Origin of the sequence: Bacillus sp. T3 (assembly GCF_033449965.1) — a bacterium.
Classification (GTDB): Bacteria; Bacillota; Bacilli; order Bacillales; family Cytobacillaceae; genus Bacillus_BU.
The window spans coordinates 4,417,801-4,434,567 of the sequence record NZ_CP137761.1 but is presented as its reverse complement, the minus strand read 5'-3'; the positions used below and the strand labels follow the sequence as shown (position 1 = coordinate 4,434,567).

The window sequence follows — 16,767 nt, the reverse complement described above, 5'->3', positions numbered from 1 at the left end:
CAATCATACGAAGCCATAATACAATATGTTTATTGGGAGATTATGGTTCATGTCAAACTAGTGACCGAACAGTGCATAAAGTTGTGTTTACAAATCAAATTAGTATCCAATATAAAAATCAATATGTGTAATAAAAGGAGAAATGAACATGGGCGAGCCTAATCAAAAGTTTTGTAAAGAATCACTTGTTATTAAAACCAGTCGTGTGTTTCCAATTGATACGAATAATCATAATACCTTGTATGGCGGGAAACTAATGTTTTATATCGATGATGTGGCTTCTATTTCTGCTGCTAGACATTCCCGGGCCGATACAGTGACGGCGTCTACAGATTCAGTTGATTTTTTGATGCCGATTTCAACGAAGGATTCCGTTTGTCTTGAATCCTATGTGACGTCGGTCGGGAAGTCTTCGATGGAAGTGTTTGTAAAAGTAGTGGCGGAGAATTTAAAAACAGGAGAACGCCGATTAGCGGCGACTTCCTTCCTTACCTTTGTTGCGCTAGATTCTGAAGGGAAGCCAATGAGGGTTCCAACAGTGGTACCTGGAGTCTGAGGAAGAAAAAATGCTTTTTAATTCTGCGAAGCAAAGAATTGCGCTACGGAAAGAACGCCGTAAGCATAGTGAAGAATTTGCTAATAAGCTTGGCATTTTGCCTTTATATGAATCAAGGAATCAATGATTAAAAGCGCTGGGGGATAAAAGTGGTCCCTGGCGCTTTTTTATGTTCATTGAGATTAATGGGTCTGTCGTTAGCAAGTTCCGGCTTTTACAAACGTAACAGTGTTATGTTACATTAAAATCAACGAAAGGAGCCGAAGCAAATGAGTAATGAGCTTATTTCAAAAAAAGATTTATTAGATCTAACAAGTATTTCCTATGGTCAATTGTATAGATGGAAGCGAAAAAATTTAATTCCTGAGGAGTGGTTTATTCGTAAATCAACCTTTACAGGTCAAGAAACATTCTTTCCAAAGGAAAAAATTTTAGAACGAATCGAAAAAATCCAAACGATGAAGGACCAATTATCATTAGACGAATTAGCTGATATGCTTTCTCCGTCTGTTTCCGATTTTAAAATGGCAAAAGAATTGTTATTAAAACGTAACATTGTTTCAGACATGGTGGTAACGTTTTACGAAGAACAGACTGGAGCATTATCGGAATACCCTTTTCCAAAAATCCTGCATTTATATATTGTGGATCACCTGCTTCAGTCTGGAGAAATCAATTTAGAAGAAGGAAGAATGCTCATCCAGTTCTTAACTGATTACGAGGAGCAGGTCCAAAAAATGACAGCAGCGTAATCCTAATTCGAAAATTTGGGATTTCCTCTTGTTTAATAGCTTCGAATAGAGATAGCGTTCAGTTTGAACGTGGAACGAAGGTTGTTGTCACATTATCCATAAATACATGTATAGAAGAATTAAAAACAAAGCTTGTGTAATGAAGGAGGTTAGTAGAATGAACTCTGAAAAGCATGGAGATTTAATTATCAATGGGGTCGGAGCTTCCAATGGCGGCCAATTTAATCAAGTCTTGATTAGTGGAAAAGGAACGATAAATACTGCAGTTGATTGTACTTATTTTAAATGCAGTGGAACAGGTATCGTTCACAGTGATATAAAAAGTGAAAAGACAAAAATAAGTGGCCATGCAAAGATTAGCGGGAATGTAGTAAGCCACGAGTTTGAAATCGAGGGAAGGGCTTTAGTTCGTGGTAATGCTGAAGTCCATGAACTAGATATAAAAGGTAGGGGCTTCATAAATGGTCACGTTAAAGCCGAGGAAATTAAATCCCAAGGGAGTATAGTAATTGGTGGAGATTGTGAGGCTGAATCTTTTAAAGCGGAAGGACATTTCAAAGTAGGTGGACTACTGACAGCAGAGAAAATTGAGATTGTTTTGGCAAGTGGCTGTATGGCAACAGAAATCGGAGGTAGTACAATTCGGGTTAAGCAAAAATCTAACATAATCAGAGACCTTTTAAAGTTAGTCTTCCCAATTAAGCTTGAAGCCGAACTAATTGAAGGTGACATGATTGAATTAGAAAATACGAAAGCAAAAATAGTAAGAGGAACTCATATAATCATTGGAGAAAACTGTGAAATTGACCGAGTTGAATATAAGGAAGCGTTTCGAGTCGAAAAGAATGGTCTGGTACATGAAAATATTAAACTTTAATTAGGAAATGAGGTGGTGCACATGAGCGAACATCATAACCTTGTCATAAATGGCTCAGGCAGCTATGGTGGAGGTTCTTTTAATAAAATAAAAATTAAAGGAGATGGGACGATAACTTCCGATTTTGTATGTGATGAATTTAGGGTATACGGTTCAAGCAATATTTTAAAGAGTGGGACGGCAAAAAAATTTGATGTTTTCGGAGATACGGAAGTCCACGGTAACCTAAATGCTGGTGAAGTCAAAATTTTAGGTAATTCCACTGTTGCTGGCACAGCGGTGATTAAAAGGTTGAAACTGTTTGGGACGCTCGAGGTGGGGAAGCGTCTTTCGGCGATGAGGCTAGTATTAAGGGTAGCTTAACAGTAAAAGGGGATGCAGAATTTGAGAACTTTTTATCAACGGGTAGCTTTGAGATCTCTGGTTTGCTAAATGCGGACACGATAAACATTAATCCAAGATTCGCTTCAAGTAGAGTTGAGGAAATGGTTGGTGAAACAATTATTGTCAAACGGAAATCGTCCATATTTTCTCTTTTTGCTGGGGAAGGCAGTCTAGAAGCCGGAATTATCGAAGGAGACGAGATCTTCTTAGAAAACACAAAAGCTAATGTTGTTCGTGGGAAACGGGTCACCATTGGCTCAGGCTGTGAAATTGAAAGGGTTGAATTTCAGGATGAATTTCGAGTTGATGAGAAGTCTATTGTAAAGGAACATAAAAAAATGGGTTGATGGTTCCATACGAAAACTGGCTGTGATTCAGCAAAAGGAGTGAGGAGATTGACAACGGAAGATCGTCATATTGGCTGGGTTGTAGCCGCGTTAATGCTTGGTATTTTAATGGCCTCAATGGACAATACGATTGTGGTAACCGCAATGGGGACCATTGTAGGTGAGCTAGGTGGGCTTGATAGCTTTGTCTGGGTTGTGTCTGCTTATATGGTGGCCGAGATGGCTGGGATGCCGATTTTTGGGAAATTATCGGATATGTATGGTCGAAAACGCTTTTTCGTGTTTGGATTAATTGTTTTTATGGCTGGCTCGGCACTGTGTGGAACGGCAGATAGTATCCTGGAGCTCAGTATTTATCGAGCATTACAAGGGATTGGTGGCGGTGCATTAGTGCCAATTGCTTTTACGATTATCTTTGATATTTTTCCAATTGAAAAAAGAGGGAAAATGAGCGGATTGTTTGGAGCAGTCTTTGGGATGTCGAGTATATTCGGGCCGTTATTAGGTGCCTATATTACCGATCACTTAAGCTGGCAATGGAATTTCTATATTAATTTACCGCTTGGGGTTATCGCACTAGTCTTTATTTTGATATTTTATAAGGAATCTCCTGTTCATCAAAAACAGCGGATTGACTGGTGGGGAGCAGGGCTACTGGTTGGAGCAGTGATATGTTTAATGTTCGCACTTGAGCTTGGCGGTTCAAAATACGATTGGGATTCTACGATGATTATTGGTTTATTTGCCGGGTTTATTGTCTTTTTAGGATTGTTTTTATTGGCTGAAACAAAGGCTCAGGATCCTATTATTTCGTTTGAAATGTTCACAAACCGTTTATTTGCCGGAAGTGTCCTGGTTGCAATGTTTTATGGGGCAGCCTTTATGTCTGCGACCGTGTATATCCCAATCTTTGTCCAAGGGGTATACGGGGGCAGTGCGACCAATTCAGGGATGATTCTGCTGCCGATGATGGTTGGTTCTGTCGTGACCGCTCAGGTTGGTGGTTTTTTAGCGACGAAAATGAGCTATCGAAACATTATGTTTCTATCTTGTGTCGTGCTTATTACAGGGTTTATCCTGTTAAGCACGGTAAGTCCGGAAACCAGTAGAGGACTTTTGACCGTATATATGATGGTAGTAGGCTTCGGTGTTGGTTTTTCATTTTCTGTGTTGGGGATGTCGGCGATTCATCATTTTGACATGACACAACGGGGCTCCGCATCATCTACGAGCAACTTTATTCGCTCGTTAGGGATGACAATTGGCATTACCGTATTTGGGATGCTGCAAAAAAATGATTTTTCTCGTGAAATAAAAAGTGCCTTTAATGGAATGGGGGTTGGAATGCCTACTGCTGGTGGAAATGGGCAGGGAGATGCGAACTCGATATTATCGGAAGGGGTAAGAAATCAAATCCCAGCAGACATACTCGATAAAATAATCAGCTCTCTTTCAGATTCGATTGTCCACACCTTTATGTGGGCGTTAGTGCCATCTGTACTTGCTTTTCTATTTATCTTTCTAATGGGCAACGAACGAATTATCATCAACAAACATAAGCTGGAGAAGAATAATAGTGTTTAACGAAGTAAAGCGCTGGGGACAGTCCCCCAGCGCTTTACTTTGTTAAAGTGATCTCGTTATTCATTATTTTTCGCTGTTGATTTTGGTTTGTAGCCAAATAGCCACCAGTTCCAATCACCGAGTAATTTCATTAAGGATGGGACGAGCACCATCCGAATGATTGTCGCATCGATAAAGATGGCAAGCGCAATCCCAACACCGAGCTGTTTGACCTGGAATCACACCTGTGAAAGCAAACGCACCGGTGACCACAATCATGATGGCAGCTGCAGAGGTAATGATTTTACTAGTTGAAATTAATCCGTTTAAGGTAGCCGTATGATTGTCACCAGTTTCAAGATAGATCTCATGAATACGCGAAATCAAGAAAACTTCATAGTCCATCGACAATCCGAATACTAAACTAAAGACGAATACAGGTAGCATTAAGGTGATGCTAACAGGATCGATTCCAAGATGTCCTTCTTGGAAAATCCAAACGACAATTCCGAATGTAGCACCTAGGCTGAGAACATTCATTAAGATGGCTTTAATCGGGATTAATAATGATTTAAAAGCAACCATCAAGATCAGGAATGTGGAAATAAAAATTAACGCTAACCCTTTCGGCATTTGCTTGAGGATTTCATCAAATATTTCTTGTTCAAATTTGATGCTCCCACCAGTATAGGATTTAAGCTCAAGCTCTTCGTCAAGCCAATTACGCACCCAATCTCTTTTTTCTCCTGTAGAAAGGGCTTCTTTTAAATAAACCTTAACTAACATTTTATTATCAGAAATATATTGTCCAGCCAATGGTGCTAAACTGCTGTTTGGTTGCGAAACGGCCATCACAAATTGCTGCGGATCTGTAATTCCAGATAAGGAGAAGACAGAATCAATAGCATCTACATCCTTATCCTTATCTAATTGAGTTAGAACCTTTTGGACCTTTTTCAGGCTATTTTGATCCAGCATGTTCTCCTCTGATTCGAGAACGACAACCACGGTATTCTTACTGCTCTTCTTTTGGTCTACAAATATGTTTTCGTAAGTATCAAAAGCCATTCTTGACTCATATGAAGGTGGAAGGGCATTAATTCCAGGCACCGTAACATTCATGTTTTTTACTGGAATGAGAGCAGTAATTAGAACCAACAAAGCGAACAAGGTCATGATAACTGGGCGTTTCATGACGAGATGGGCAAATCTGCTCCAGACCCCTTGACCGTCACCTTTGATTCTAAAGATATTAACAGAATGAATGCGATGGCCAAGTAAGGACAGAAAAGCTGGCAGGAAGGTAATCGCTGAAATCGCTGAAATCAGCACGACCGTCATTCCGCCAATCGCCACATTTCGGAAAATATCGATTTCAATGAATAGAAGACCAAGTAAACCAATAAAAACACATGAAGCAGAAAAGAGAATGGAACTGCCTGCCGTCGCGACCGTAGTGGCAACTGCCTCTTCAACCGTAGATGTATTGAGTTCTTCCTTAAAACGATTGATAAACAGCAATGCAAAATCAATACTTAATGCCAGTCCAATCATAGGAACAATATTTAAGATGAAAATTGTTAAGTCAAAGGAATAGTGAAAGAAATAGACTATTCCCATGGTAGTCGTTATGGATAACACTCCGACAATGATCGGGATGCTGGCAGCAACCAGGCTTCCGAATGCAAGAATTAACACAATTAACGCGATCGGTAGGCCAATCATCTCGGCTTTAGCTAAATCTTCTTGGCTTGCTTGATTTAAATCCTTTACAATAACTGGTTCGCCTGTAATCGAAACTTTCATGCCATTTTTGTCTTTTAGGGTTTTGTGAAGTTGGTCAATCGAAGCACCAAGGCTTTCCGCATCTTTTTCGTAAGTAAGAAGTCCGTATGCATGATTTCCTTTCATCATACCTTGTTGTGAAAAAGGTGAAACGACACTCTCAACCAGTGGTGCATCTTGTGCCATTCCGAGTGAAGTATTGATAAATCTTTCCCAATCTTGCTGATTAACGTTCTTTTCTTTTTCAAATAAAACAATAATGGCAGACTTTGGTTGCTTGAAATCATCATCAAGTATTTGTTTCGTTTGCTTGTATTCGCCATTAAACTCAAAGCCATTCCCACTAAGGACAGATGGAAGCTTTATGGCGTATAGGCCAAAAATGGCAATGATCACGACCCATAATAGGATGACTGTTTTTTTATAACGTGATATATATAGTCCAAGTCTGTGCACGAGGAACCAACCTCCCAAGAACATATTTTCACCCTCTATTATGACAATTGAAAATCCATTTGTTAAGTCAAGGAGTAAGTTACTGTCAATTTGCAGTGACTCTTTATGGAAAGTTTTGTCGAAAATGTGTAAAATTATAGATGACTATTAAACTATTTATTTGAAAGGTGTTGCAGATGGAGAGATTAACGGCAGCTGCACTTATTGATGTAATTGGTGAATTATTTTCAGATGAAACTTCGATTGCCGTTTCAAACACCCAAGAATATGTCTATTATCGAGCGAGTAAACGAATTGATTTGAAAATTAGTCCAGGTGACCCTGTAAAAGAAGGAACTCTCACCAATAAAGCTTTAACTACCCGACAGAAAGTCTCTGAATTTATCAATCGAGACATATTAGGTGTACCTTATTATGGTATGGCTGTGCCTTTTTTTCATGATGGTGAGATCCAAGGGTGCGTAACGGCTGTTTTCCCTGGCACTCAATGACGGAAAATCCTTTGTGACGGTTAAAATAAACGATGGTTGGGTACCGATTCCCTTTTCGGAAGTGGTCTATCTCGAAGCAAAAGATCGAAAAACTCATGTGTTTTCTGAATCGAATTCAGGCACGCATAAGTACTCATTACAGGAGTTTGAGTATTTTTTGCCAAAGGAATCTTTCATTCGTTGTCATCGATCATTCATTGTAAACGTGAACCACATTAAAGAAATCTATCCAGATACTCATTCCACCTTTGTCTTAAAAATGAATAATGGTGATCGTATTCCAGTGAGTCAGTCCTATTCTAGTTATTTTAGAAAATTACTAGTTTTCTGACAAAGACCTTCTGTTTTGTGTCGAAATTTAAGTGTTTTGTCACAAAAATGTCTAATTTCGTCCATATTTCCTGAGCTGTTGTATTACATCCTGTAAAATATGTCTAAAGATGTATAATAGGGGGATGGTATCGTGGAAAAGAATTTCAGCCGTATTAAGGACGTTCGTTTGCATGATAAAGTGGTTACAGCAGAAGAAGCTGCTTCTTGGATTAAAGACGGAATGACATTGGGGTTAAGCGGATTTACTAAATCAGGAGATGCAAAAGCAGTTCCTTTAGCTTTAGTAAAGCGTGCGGAAGCAGGCGAAGAATTTAAAGTAAATGTGTATACAGGTGCTTCTTTAGCCGAGACAGATCAAATTATGGCTCAAGCCGAAATTATCAACAAGCGTTTACCATTCCAAGCGGATGCTGTAATGAGAAAATCAATAAATAAAGCTGAAATGCTTTATGTTGATAATCATTTATCACATGTTGCAGAATTAGTAAGACAAGGTTGCATCGATGAAATCGATTACGCTATTTTGGATGCGGTTGCAATTCTTGAGGACGGAACGATTATTCCATCAACTTCTGTTGGTAACAATGTCGTTTTCGCTAATCATGCAAAAAAAGTGATTGTTGAACTTAACTTAGCACATCCAGAATCTTTAATTGGTGTTCATGACTGCTATGCACCTGCAAAGCAAGGGGAACGCGGTCCAATTCCAATTACGAAAGTAGATGATCGGATTGGTTCAATCGGAATTAAAGTTGAGCCTGAAAAAATTGCCGGAATCATCATTACAAATCAAGCAGATACAGCATCAGCCATCGTTCCTCCAGATGAAGAAACAGTTGTTATGGCCAATCATTTAATGGATTTCCTTCGTGAAGAAATCAAAGCAGGTCGATTAACTGAAAAATTAGCTCCACTACAATCTGGTGTAGGTTCGATTGCAAACGCTGTATTCCATGGCTTTGGTGATTCAGAATTCACTGACTTAGAAGTATACTCTGAAGTACTTCAGGATTCAGTATTCGACTTAATGGACAAAGGCAAAATTAAATTTGCGTCAGGCTGTTCATTTACATTATCTGAAACAAGAAATGCATCCCTATATACAGAGTTTGATAAATATCGTGACAAAATTATGTTAAGACCTCAAGAAATTTCGAACCATCCGGAGCTTATCCGTCGTATGGGTCTAATTTCAATCAATACTGCTCTTGAAATTGATATTTACGGAAACGTAAACTCAACTCACGTAATGGGAACAAACATGATGAACGGTATCGGCGGTTCCGGAGATTTCGCTCGTAACGCTCGTCTTGGTATTTTCGTTACGAAATCAATTGCAAAAGGCGGCAAGATTTCAAGTATCGTTCCTTTCGTGTCACACGTTGACCATACTGAGCATGATGTAGATGTTATTGTTACGGAGCAGGGTTATGCTGATTTACGCGGAAAGGCTCCAAGAGAGCGTGTTGAGCTTATTATTGAAAATTGTGCTCACCCAATGTACCGCGATCAATTAAAAGCATACTATGCTGAAGCTCTTGAAAGAGGCGGACAAACTCCACACGTGTTAGAGAAAGCTTTCTCATGGCATACTAGCTTTAAAGAAAAAGGAACAATGTTACAACAAGTAGCTGAATTAGTATAAAAAAATGAACGGTGTCTCTCCCCATGTAGTAGCGGGGAAGGCACCGTTTTATTATCACAATATATAATTTTTAAAGTTTAGTCACATTCGTGTATTTCTATTTTTTCTCGATGACTGGCAAACCATTAATATAGCCAACATTTCCTGGACTTTGTGAACTGAGCATTAAATAGCTGTGTCCATTCAAGTTATTGATCATTTGCAGACCAGTTGCTTCTCCTCCATCAGGCACAGAGGCGATTCGGGAAAGCTTTTTAGTATCGACATTAAAAGCCCATGCAAAGTTGTTCTCGTGCATACCACTATCTTCAGCGATAAATAGGGTTCTCATCTCTTCAGAGAAGACAATGTTATCTGGATTAGCAATTTTGTCAACATTTGCAGTGTTTCCGACTGCATCTTTAACAGCAAGGTCTTCACCTGTTAGCACACCCTTCATGGTAGAGGCTACATAATCGCTGGCAATGGCTTCCCCTCCGCGGGCTTTTTGTCCCTTAGTTAAATTCAGTTCATAAATTCCCCCGGCATTAATTCTTGAAACATGGATATCATCAACAGGATCACTAGTGCTTGTACCCATTCCGCCAGTTATATAAGACATGGCCATATATACTTTATTGTCTTGTTTATTTATCTCTACAGCTTCCATCTTATTGAACTCAGATGTTGCACCGATTAGTGCTCCGTATCGGCGGGATTCAAGGAAGGCAGCCGCTTTTTCCATGCCAGGTTTAAGTTTTACCCATTCTGTTTTTCCACCGCTTGAGTTGGTTTTAATTTTCGTAAATCCATTTGCGGCAGCATAAGCATCGTCAGTAGTTGTTTCAAAAATATCACTGAATGTTAAATTTTGAGCCAGATCCTTGATTTCGTTATCAGTAGCATGTCCTAATTTAATCCACTCTATATCTGCTGAACCACCATTTTGATCTCCTGTTTGGTTCCACTTCGCTGCATAAAGAGTTCCAGCTGAAAGATCCTGGGCTTTATCAGCTACATACATGAAGTTCATTGTGTAGCCACCGTCATCTCCGTAATAAACAGTTCGATCATCAGGCATTACCACAACACGTTCAAAAGATAAACGTCCCATGCTGAAGTGTTTTACTGCAGTAGCCGTTCCATTAGCCGAAACTTTCACTTCTGGTAAATGTCCGTACAGATACGGATTACCAATCACTGTGTTGTCTTTGTAGAAGTTACGAGCAAATTGAGTGACTGATGAATTTTCAGGATTTAACTCATGTGTTTTTGCGTCGGGTTCATATTCTTCGCTACCAAGATGTGTATTCCATGGTGATAAAGAGCCGGCACATGGTGTCCAAATTCCGCCATCGGCTGAAAAATCAACTGGATTGGTATCCGTCACCTTAAGTTCACCAGTTTTTTTATCCTGTTCAACAGTATTTAACACTAAAGCCTTAGGCAAATTGCCAATTGTACTTGGTACACTTTCATAATGGGATAACATATACAATTTTCCGCTTTTCCCATTAACGCTTAGTAGACTATTACTATCCAGTGCTTTTGAGACGAAGGGTTTTCCGGTAGCGGGATCAATGATTTCATTCCCATTAACATCATAGGTAGCACCCGCAGTTTTTCCATTAAGGAGATCTCCAGGTTGGTACAGCGTTTTATACTCGAGTGGAACTGTTTTTTGGGAACCGTCGTTGTATGTAATAACAGCAGATGCTTTACTATACATTTTAGAAAGCTCTTCTTCTGATTTAGGAGCGTCCATGCCAATAAAATCAACCTTATCAATTGAAACCGGCTTTTGTGCAAGAACATTAGCTGCAGATGGTACTAAAATAGCTAGACTGAGCAAAGGAGCGATCATTTTCCCTTTTTTCATGATAAACCTCCATAGATTACTTATTTAGGAACACATTCATCATAAGGGATATTTGTTAAGTCAATATTCGAATAGTGTAAAATTTCGTAAAATTAACTTTAGAATTATGTAAAAGAATGTAGAACTTCTGCAGAAATCAAAAAAAATACCGGTCACAAGGACCGGGTTTAAATAGGGAGGTTTCTGATGCTCTTATCATAAATGTTAAATATGAATAAATTATGAATGAAGATGTAATGTTTTATTAAATAAGATGCACTAATTTTATTGCTTGTTCACAATGTGTTGTGTATTCATATTTTTCCGAGGATAAACAGATACTATGACAAAATAGTCGAACTCGGGAGGAAACAACCATGGAAAAAGGAATGTCAGTTTTGCATTTAACTATGATGGGACTAGGGACAGTTGTGGGAGGCTCATTTTTTTTCGGTTTGTCGTTAGCCCTTCACGCTGCTGGTCCTTCTGTCATTCTTTCCTACTTAATAGGTGGAGCAATCGTTTATGTCATTCTTTTTTCCTTATCGGAAATGACAGTAGCAGATCCAGCACCGGGATCGTTCCGAACATTTGCCGGTAAAGCGTATGGACCGGGTTTAGGGTTTGTGGTTGGTTGGGTCTACTGGACGGGATTAATTCTTGCTATGTCAAGTGAGGCGACAGCTGCCTCAATATTAATAAAAAGCTGGTTTCCAGGAATATCGGTTGGTTTGCTTGGTGCAGCCATCATTATAGGTGTGACACTGTTAAATTTATTGGGTGCTGAGCGGCTGAGCAAACTAGAAAGTGGACTTGCGGTAATAAAACTACTTGCCATTGTTGGTTTTATCATTCTCGGACTGGCCCTTATTGTTGGATTTTTTCCTGGTAATCCTCAGGTAGGTTTTGGAGAATTAACGAGGGAGCCTATATTTGCTGGGGGAATTGGCGGCATCGCAGGAAGTATGTTAATGGTGTTATTCACATATGCTGGATTTGAGATTATTGGTCTAGCAGCCTCGGAAACGAAGGATCCGCAAAAAACGGTGCCACGCGCGATTATTTTTACAGTGATTGGACTAATCACCCTTTATGTTGGAGCTGTAGCGGTGTTACTTCCATTAATTCCGACCACTGCGCTTCCTGGAAGAAGTGAGTCCTTTCGTCGCTGCTTTGACTCGACACGGTTTAGGCTGGGCCGGTAACAGTATAAATTTTGTGCTCGTATCGGCCATCCTATCAACAATGTTAGCTGCAACCTTTGGCTTAGGAAGGATGATTTGGTCTTTAGCAAATGAAGGCTATGCACCATCGTTTATTAAAGGTAGGGGCGGGGTTCCATATCGCGGAATACTATGTTCAGGAGCGGCAATGCTTGCTGGACTAGGTCTAGGATTAATGTTGCCAGCCAATGTGTATACCTTTTTAGTAAGTTCGGGTGGCTTTGCACTGCTGTTTACCTACGTGATAATCGTTGCCTCCCATATTAAATTGCGTAAAAGGAACGGTTGCCCTAATAACGGGAAATGTCAGCTACCTGGTTATCCATATACCTCCTGGTTCGCGTTGATAAGCCTTGTTGTGGTCATTTTCAGTATGCCGCTTGTTCGTGGGCAAGGTGCAGGACTTGCTGCAGGATTACTCCTGTTAATCACCTATTCACTTTGTTATTTTTTTATGAAAACAAGAAAGCAACGGCATGAACAAGTTGAAAAAGATAAAGGGAAATCTCCATTTAGACTTAAGGGGTTTCAGCCTAATTATGGTGTAGAGACATCTGAAGAACTTGGTCCATACCATGATAAAAAGAAAGATGAGTGATAACAGTAAATCCACCATTTGGGTGGATTTTTTCTTTGCAAAAATGTACTGAAATACTAAAAATATTTAAATTAATATTCCTACAATAGACATAATTTGTTCATTTTTTCTCGTTATTCTTAGCTTATTAGTTAGTTCAAAATTAGGAGGAGAAAAAATTGAAAAATAATAATGTGTTGAAATGGGTAATTGGATTTTCCAGTGTGGCAATGTTTACTGGATTTATCGGTATGACACAAAAGGTTAATGGTTCTAGCGCTAGCGGGCAACAGGTAGCCTCAAATAATAGTAATCAACAGGAGCAAGGAAACAATACAGAGCAAAACCCATATGCACAAGAAAATCCGTCATGGGGAGAAGGATATCAAAATGGTGAAATGGGACAGAGTGGGGGAAGGGGATATCACGATCAGGGTTCAAATTCTCAATCAGGATGGGGTGGGGATTTTGATAATAGTTCGAATCAAAGCCAGTTTGGAAGTAACGGAAGTGACTCTACCCAAGAGCAGTTTGGGAATAGCAGCGTAGATGAAAACCGCGTGAGTGGACGAGCATCGTAGGAGTGTGGGTAAAATGCATTCATTTTCTGCTATGAATACTCAAATTAGTACTTATGGTCTGTCAGATACAGCCTCTAAAAAGATAGAATCGATGTTTCATTTTACTGAAGGAAAACTTAGTCGATTTCTTAGAGACAGTGAGTTGTCACAGCTAAATCGTTCGGGAGGTAATCCTTTTCTAGCTTCTGACTTTTTATTTCAAATTCTTAATACAGCAAATGAGTTTTATCATAAAACAGATGGGATATTCAACCCGTACATCGGAAAAACAATGTGTGAAATAGGATATGATCGAAGTTTTGAAAAAATTAGCATAGAACAACGAATATCAGGTCAAACAATTGCCACTCCTAAAGCTCCTCATCCTGTCAGTATAGATACAAGAATGAAGAGTATTATGCTAACTGAGGGAGTGGAAGTTGACTTGGGTGGTATTGCCAAAGGCTGGGCAGCACAACAAATATCCGAGCTTTTACGAAGTAAACGTGTTACTAGAGGAGTAATTGATGCTGGTGGAGACCTAGCCATTTGGGGTGGGACGGATAGGGCTTGGGAAGTTAACATTGTTCATCCTAACGATCCAACTTTGAATATTTTTGAATTTAGTGTTGGGATGGATGTGGGCATTGCAACAAGTAGCACGATAAAGAGACGCTGGTTAAATGAAAATGGTGCTACTGTCCATCATATAATCGATCCGAGAACATTGAAAAATGGAGATTCTGACTTCATTCAAGTGACTGTTTTAGCTCCGAACTTAACGATCGCGGAGGTTTATGCTAAGTGTCTTTTAATCCTAGGGTCAGTACAAGGGAAGGTATGGATTGAACAAAAGGCGCCTGATCTTGCTTATTTAGGCGTAAAGGGGAATGGGTCGGTTGTTATGGGTGGGGAAATCGAAAATTATTGTAAGGAAGGAGTGGTGATTCATGGTTGAATTTTTCGATCGTTTAGGAGAGGTATTAACAGTTTGGAGTTCAACGAGGGCTGCGGGGTTAACGGCTTATGTTTTGTTTTTTATTTCTGTGGCGATCGGTATGTATCAAAGCTTTCCAAATGTTTCATCCGAGAATAAATTAATCCTTCGGTCAGTTCATCAATGGGCAGGTTGGCTTGGGTTATGGTTTGGAAGCTTTCACGGTATAGTCTTACTATTTGATCAAGAAGTTCATTTTAGTCTAAAAGAAATTTTTGTTCCGTTTGCTTCAAATACTGATACTATTTTGGTGTCACTGGGAATAATATCTTTTTATATAATATTAATCATCATGGTATCCTCAGATTTGATCAAGATAGTTGGAAAACGTCTTTGGAAGTCGATTCATTTTCTATCGATTCCTGGATTCTTTTTTGCACTTCTTCATGGAGTTTTGATGGGTACGGACTCACAAAGTAGTTGGATTCTTGGCATTTACTTAATTACAGGTGCCATCGTCGGGGGATTATTCATCATAAGAACAAGCAAATCAATGGGAAAAACCAGCGAAAACCCCATGTCACTTTAATACGTTATCGTAGCGGGGGACAGTCCCCTTATGGAGTAATGCGTTAATTTGGTGGGGGGCATTGTGCTTTTCTTTTTGATTGGGTTAGTCTATAATTCAATTGAACGTAGCTTCGGGGGGTAAAAATGGAAGTTGACCTGAAATTGCAGGCGAAGGATTTATTTAAGGAAATGATCTGGGACGGTAATGTTGAGCAAATTGCCATTTGGATTGATGGCGATTGGTCTGTAACATCCACAACACATTTCAATGAAAGAAAACAAGCAGATGAGCCGGTGTATATTATTAATTTACAGGAGGTCTTTGCGAAGGTTGATTTTTCATTCGATACCATCGAAGAATTAATAAATAAAATTGAAGATCTGTTAAATGGTCGCGACCCGATCGATGTGTAAACTGTAATAATATTTTATTGCAGTTTTCTTTATTTAGGGTATAAGATAGAGAATGGTAAGAAAAGCGGAAGTGGCTTGCTCAGAGGCGACAGGCATAAGGCGAGCCAGACGGAAGGTCGCACTTTGACATTCTGACTGGATTGACTTATGACCCCGAGCCTCTAGCCACTGGAGCTGGACAAAGAAAAGCGGAAGTGGCTAATGGTCACGATGGGCTAGCCACTGAATGATTTAACAAATAATTTAATTACAAAAAAGAGGGAGTTGATATTGTTGAGTAGTCATGGTTCTCCTGATCCCGAACCAAGTAGTCTTAATGAGGAAGTCGGATCTATCCTTTTTATTAGCAGGAGTGATAATCACAATAATATCAACTCTTTAAAAGGTATGTTTGCTTCCTCAAGTTAATGAGGAGGTTTTATTATGATCGAATACTTCGTTGCAAACGGGAAAAAAAGATCGAAAAATTAGATGACATTACAAAAGGCTGCTGGATTAATTTAACGGCGCCAAGTGAAAGTGAAATAAATTTGGTAGCCAATAAGCTCAATATACCGGTTGATTTTTTCAAGGATGCATTGGACGATGAGGAAAGATCAAGGATTGAACGCGAAGACAATAACGTTTTAATTATCGTAGACTTTCCGTATATCACTCATGATGATGCAGGGTTGCCAATTTATGAAACGATTCCAATCGGGATGGTTATTACGGAGGATTGTTTTATTACAGTCTCCTTAAAAGAAACACCGATTTTGAGTGATTTTTACAATAATAAAATAAAAGGATTTTTTACAAATAAAAAAACACGTTTTGCTTTGCAAATTCTGTTTTCAATTTCAACTTACTATTTAAGATACTTAAAGCAAATAAATAAAAAGACAGATGAAATTGAACGAGGGCTCCATCGGTCGATGAAGAATAAAGAGCTCTATGCATTATTAGCTTTGGAAAAAAGTTTAGTTTATTTTACTACTTCTTTAAAATCAAATAAAATTGTTTTAGAAAAATTGTTACGATTAAATCATCTGAGAATGTATGAAGAGGATAAAGATTTATTAGAAGATGTTATTATTGAAACCCAACAGGCTATTGAAATGGCCGAAATTTATAGCAGTATTTTAAGTGGGATGATGGATGCTTTTGCATCTGTTATATCTAATAATTTAAACATTGTCATGAAATTTTTAACCTCTATAACCATTATTTTAGCCTTGCCAACAATGGTTTCCAGTTTTTTTGGTATGAATGTTGAATTACCGTTCCAACATAATCATGACGCGTTCTCTTATATTTTAATATTTGTTATATTCCTATCTGGACTTACTACTTTTATATTCTGGAAGAAAAAATTCTTTTAAAAATTGCGCTAGCACAAAATGAGGAAAGATCCTCGACTGTGCTAGCGCTTTTGTTTTATAAAAGGAGAGTTGGAATGATGTTTTGTTAGGTCAGGAGCG

The 16,767-nt window shown here is 38.9% G+C and carries 15 protein-coding genes and 3 pseudogenes; 15 read left to right on the top strand and 3 right to left on the bottom strand.

Annotated features, from left to right (window positions below):
* Nucleotides 1-148 precede the first annotated feature (148 nt).
* The 6 genes and pseudogenes from RGF10_RS22780 (at nucleotide 149) to RGF10_RS22755 (ending at nucleotide 4,500) form a co-directional block, all read left to right on the top strand.
* Nucleotides 149-683: pseudogene (locus tag RGF10_RS22780) on the top strand (acyl-CoA thioesterase).
* Nucleotides 684-825: 142 nt separating this feature from the next.
* Nucleotides 826-1,448, top strand: a pseudogene (locus tag RGF10_RS22775) (YhbD family protein).
* A gap of 17 nt (nucleotides 1,449-1,465) precedes the next feature.
* Nucleotides 1,466-2,185, top strand: coding sequence for a cytoplasmic protein (locus tag RGF10_RS22770; protein ID WP_318506008.1), 720 nt, complete (start codon nucleotides 1,466-1,468; stop codon nucleotides 2,183-2,185).
* A gap of 21 nt (nucleotides 2,186-2,206) precedes the next feature.
* Nucleotides 2,207-2,548, top strand: a complete 342-nt coding sequence (locus tag RGF10_RS22765) for a hypothetical protein (protein ID WP_318506006.1) — start codon at nucleotides 2,207-2,209, stop codon at nucleotides 2,546-2,548.
* Between the two features lie 62 nt (nucleotides 2,549-2,610).
* A complete protein-coding gene (locus tag RGF10_RS22760; protein ID WP_318506004.1) occupies nucleotides 2,611-2,916 on the top strand; it encodes a hypothetical protein in 306 nt (101 codons plus the stop codon).
* Nucleotides 2,917-3,009: 93 nt separating this feature from the next.
* Entirely contained in the window at nucleotides 3,010-4,500 is a 1,491-nt protein-coding gene (locus tag RGF10_RS22755) for an MDR family MFS transporter (protein ID WP_318509666.1), read from the top strand.
* Nucleotides 4,501-4,556: 56 nt separating this feature from the next.
* On the opposite strand, the gene RGF10_RS22750 is transcribed toward RGF10_RS22755, so the two are convergent.
* Both RGF10_RS22750 and RGF10_RS22745 read right to left on the bottom strand, forming a co-directional pair.
* The gene (locus RGF10_RS22750) at nucleotides 4,557-4,658 is read right to left on the bottom strand and encodes a hypothetical protein (protein WP_318509664.1); all 102 of its coding nucleotides are present in this window, start codon (nucleotides 4,656-4,658) and stop codon (nucleotides 4,557-4,559) included.
* Complete coding sequence (locus tag RGF10_RS22745; protein WP_318506002.1) at nucleotides 4,615-6,720, bottom strand: MMPL family transporter; 2,106 nt, start codon at nucleotides 6,718-6,720, stop codon at nucleotides 4,615-4,617. The genes RGF10_RS22750 and RGF10_RS22745 overlap by 44 nt, the downstream gene beginning before the upstream one ends.
* 176 nt (nucleotides 6,721-6,896) lie before the next feature.
* Here RGF10_RS22745 and RGF10_RS22740 point away from each other — a divergent pair.
* Together RGF10_RS22740 and RGF10_RS22735 are read left to right on the top strand one after the other, a co-directional pair.
* Nucleotides 6,897-7,542: pseudogene (locus tag RGF10_RS22740) on the top strand (LytTR family DNA-binding domain-containing protein).
* A gap of 132 nt (nucleotides 7,543-7,674) precedes the next feature.
* Complete coding sequence (locus tag RGF10_RS22735; RefSeq protein ID WP_318506000.1) at nucleotides 7,675-9,189, top strand: succinyl-CoA:acetate CoA-transferase ScpC; 1,515 nt, start codon at nucleotides 7,675-7,677, stop codon at nucleotides 9,187-9,189.
* A 97-nt stretch (nucleotides 9,190-9,286) separates the two neighbouring features.
* On the opposite strand, the gene RGF10_RS22730 is transcribed toward RGF10_RS22735, so the two are convergent.
* Nucleotides 9,287-11,047 carry a PhoX family protein gene (locus RGF10_RS22730; RefSeq protein ID WP_318505998.1) on the bottom strand — a complete coding sequence of 587 codons (1,761 nt, stop codon included), beginning with the start codon at nucleotides 11,045-11,047 and terminating at the stop codon, nucleotides 9,287-9,289.
* A 356-nt stretch (nucleotides 11,048-11,403) separates the two neighbouring features.
* Between RGF10_RS22730 and RGF10_RS22725 the strand changes: the two genes are divergently transcribed.
* The 7 genes from RGF10_RS22725 (at nucleotide 11,404) to RGF10_RS22695 (ending at nucleotide 16,668) form a co-directional block, all read left to right on the top strand.
* Complete coding sequence (locus tag RGF10_RS22725; RefSeq protein ID WP_318505996.1) at nucleotides 11,404-12,231, top strand: amino acid permease; 828 nt, start codon at nucleotides 11,404-11,406, stop codon at nucleotides 12,229-12,231.
* Nucleotides 12,179-12,847 carry an amino acid permease gene (locus RGF10_RS22720; protein ID WP_318505994.1) on the top strand — a complete coding sequence of 223 codons (669 nt, stop codon included), beginning with the start codon at nucleotides 12,179-12,181 and terminating at the stop codon, nucleotides 12,845-12,847. Before RGF10_RS22725 ends, RGF10_RS22720 begins: the two co-directional genes overlap by 53 nt.
* A 158-nt stretch (nucleotides 12,848-13,005) precedes the next feature.
* Complete coding sequence (locus RGF10_RS22715; protein WP_318505992.1) at nucleotides 13,006-13,407, top strand: hypothetical protein; 402 nt, start codon at nucleotides 13,006-13,008, stop codon at nucleotides 13,405-13,407.
* A 13-nt stretch (nucleotides 13,408-13,420) separates the two neighbouring features.
* Nucleotides 13,421-14,344 (top strand): FAD:protein FMN transferase, encoded by a 924-nt coding sequence (locus RGF10_RS22710; RefSeq protein WP_318505990.1) that lies wholly within the window; start codon nucleotides 13,421-13,423, stop codon nucleotides 14,342-14,344.
* Nucleotides 14,337-14,912, top strand: a complete 576-nt coding sequence (locus RGF10_RS22705; RefSeq protein ID WP_318505988.1) for a ferric reductase-like transmembrane domain-containing protein — start codon at nucleotides 14,337-14,339, stop codon at nucleotides 14,910-14,912. The genes RGF10_RS22710 and RGF10_RS22705 overlap by 8 nt, the downstream gene beginning before the upstream one ends.
* A 125-nt stretch (nucleotides 14,913-15,037) precedes the next feature.
* Nucleotides 15,038-15,307: a hypothetical protein gene (locus RGF10_RS22700; protein WP_318505986.1), complete on the top strand. Its 270-nt coding sequence runs from the start codon at nucleotides 15,038-15,040 to the stop codon at nucleotides 15,305-15,307.
* A 407-nt stretch (nucleotides 15,308-15,714) separates the two neighbouring features.
* Nucleotides 15,715-16,668, top strand: a complete 954-nt coding sequence (locus RGF10_RS22695; protein WP_318505984.1) for a magnesium transporter CorA family protein — start codon at nucleotides 15,715-15,717, stop codon at nucleotides 16,666-16,668.
* Nucleotides 16,669-16,767 lie beyond the last annotated feature (99 nt).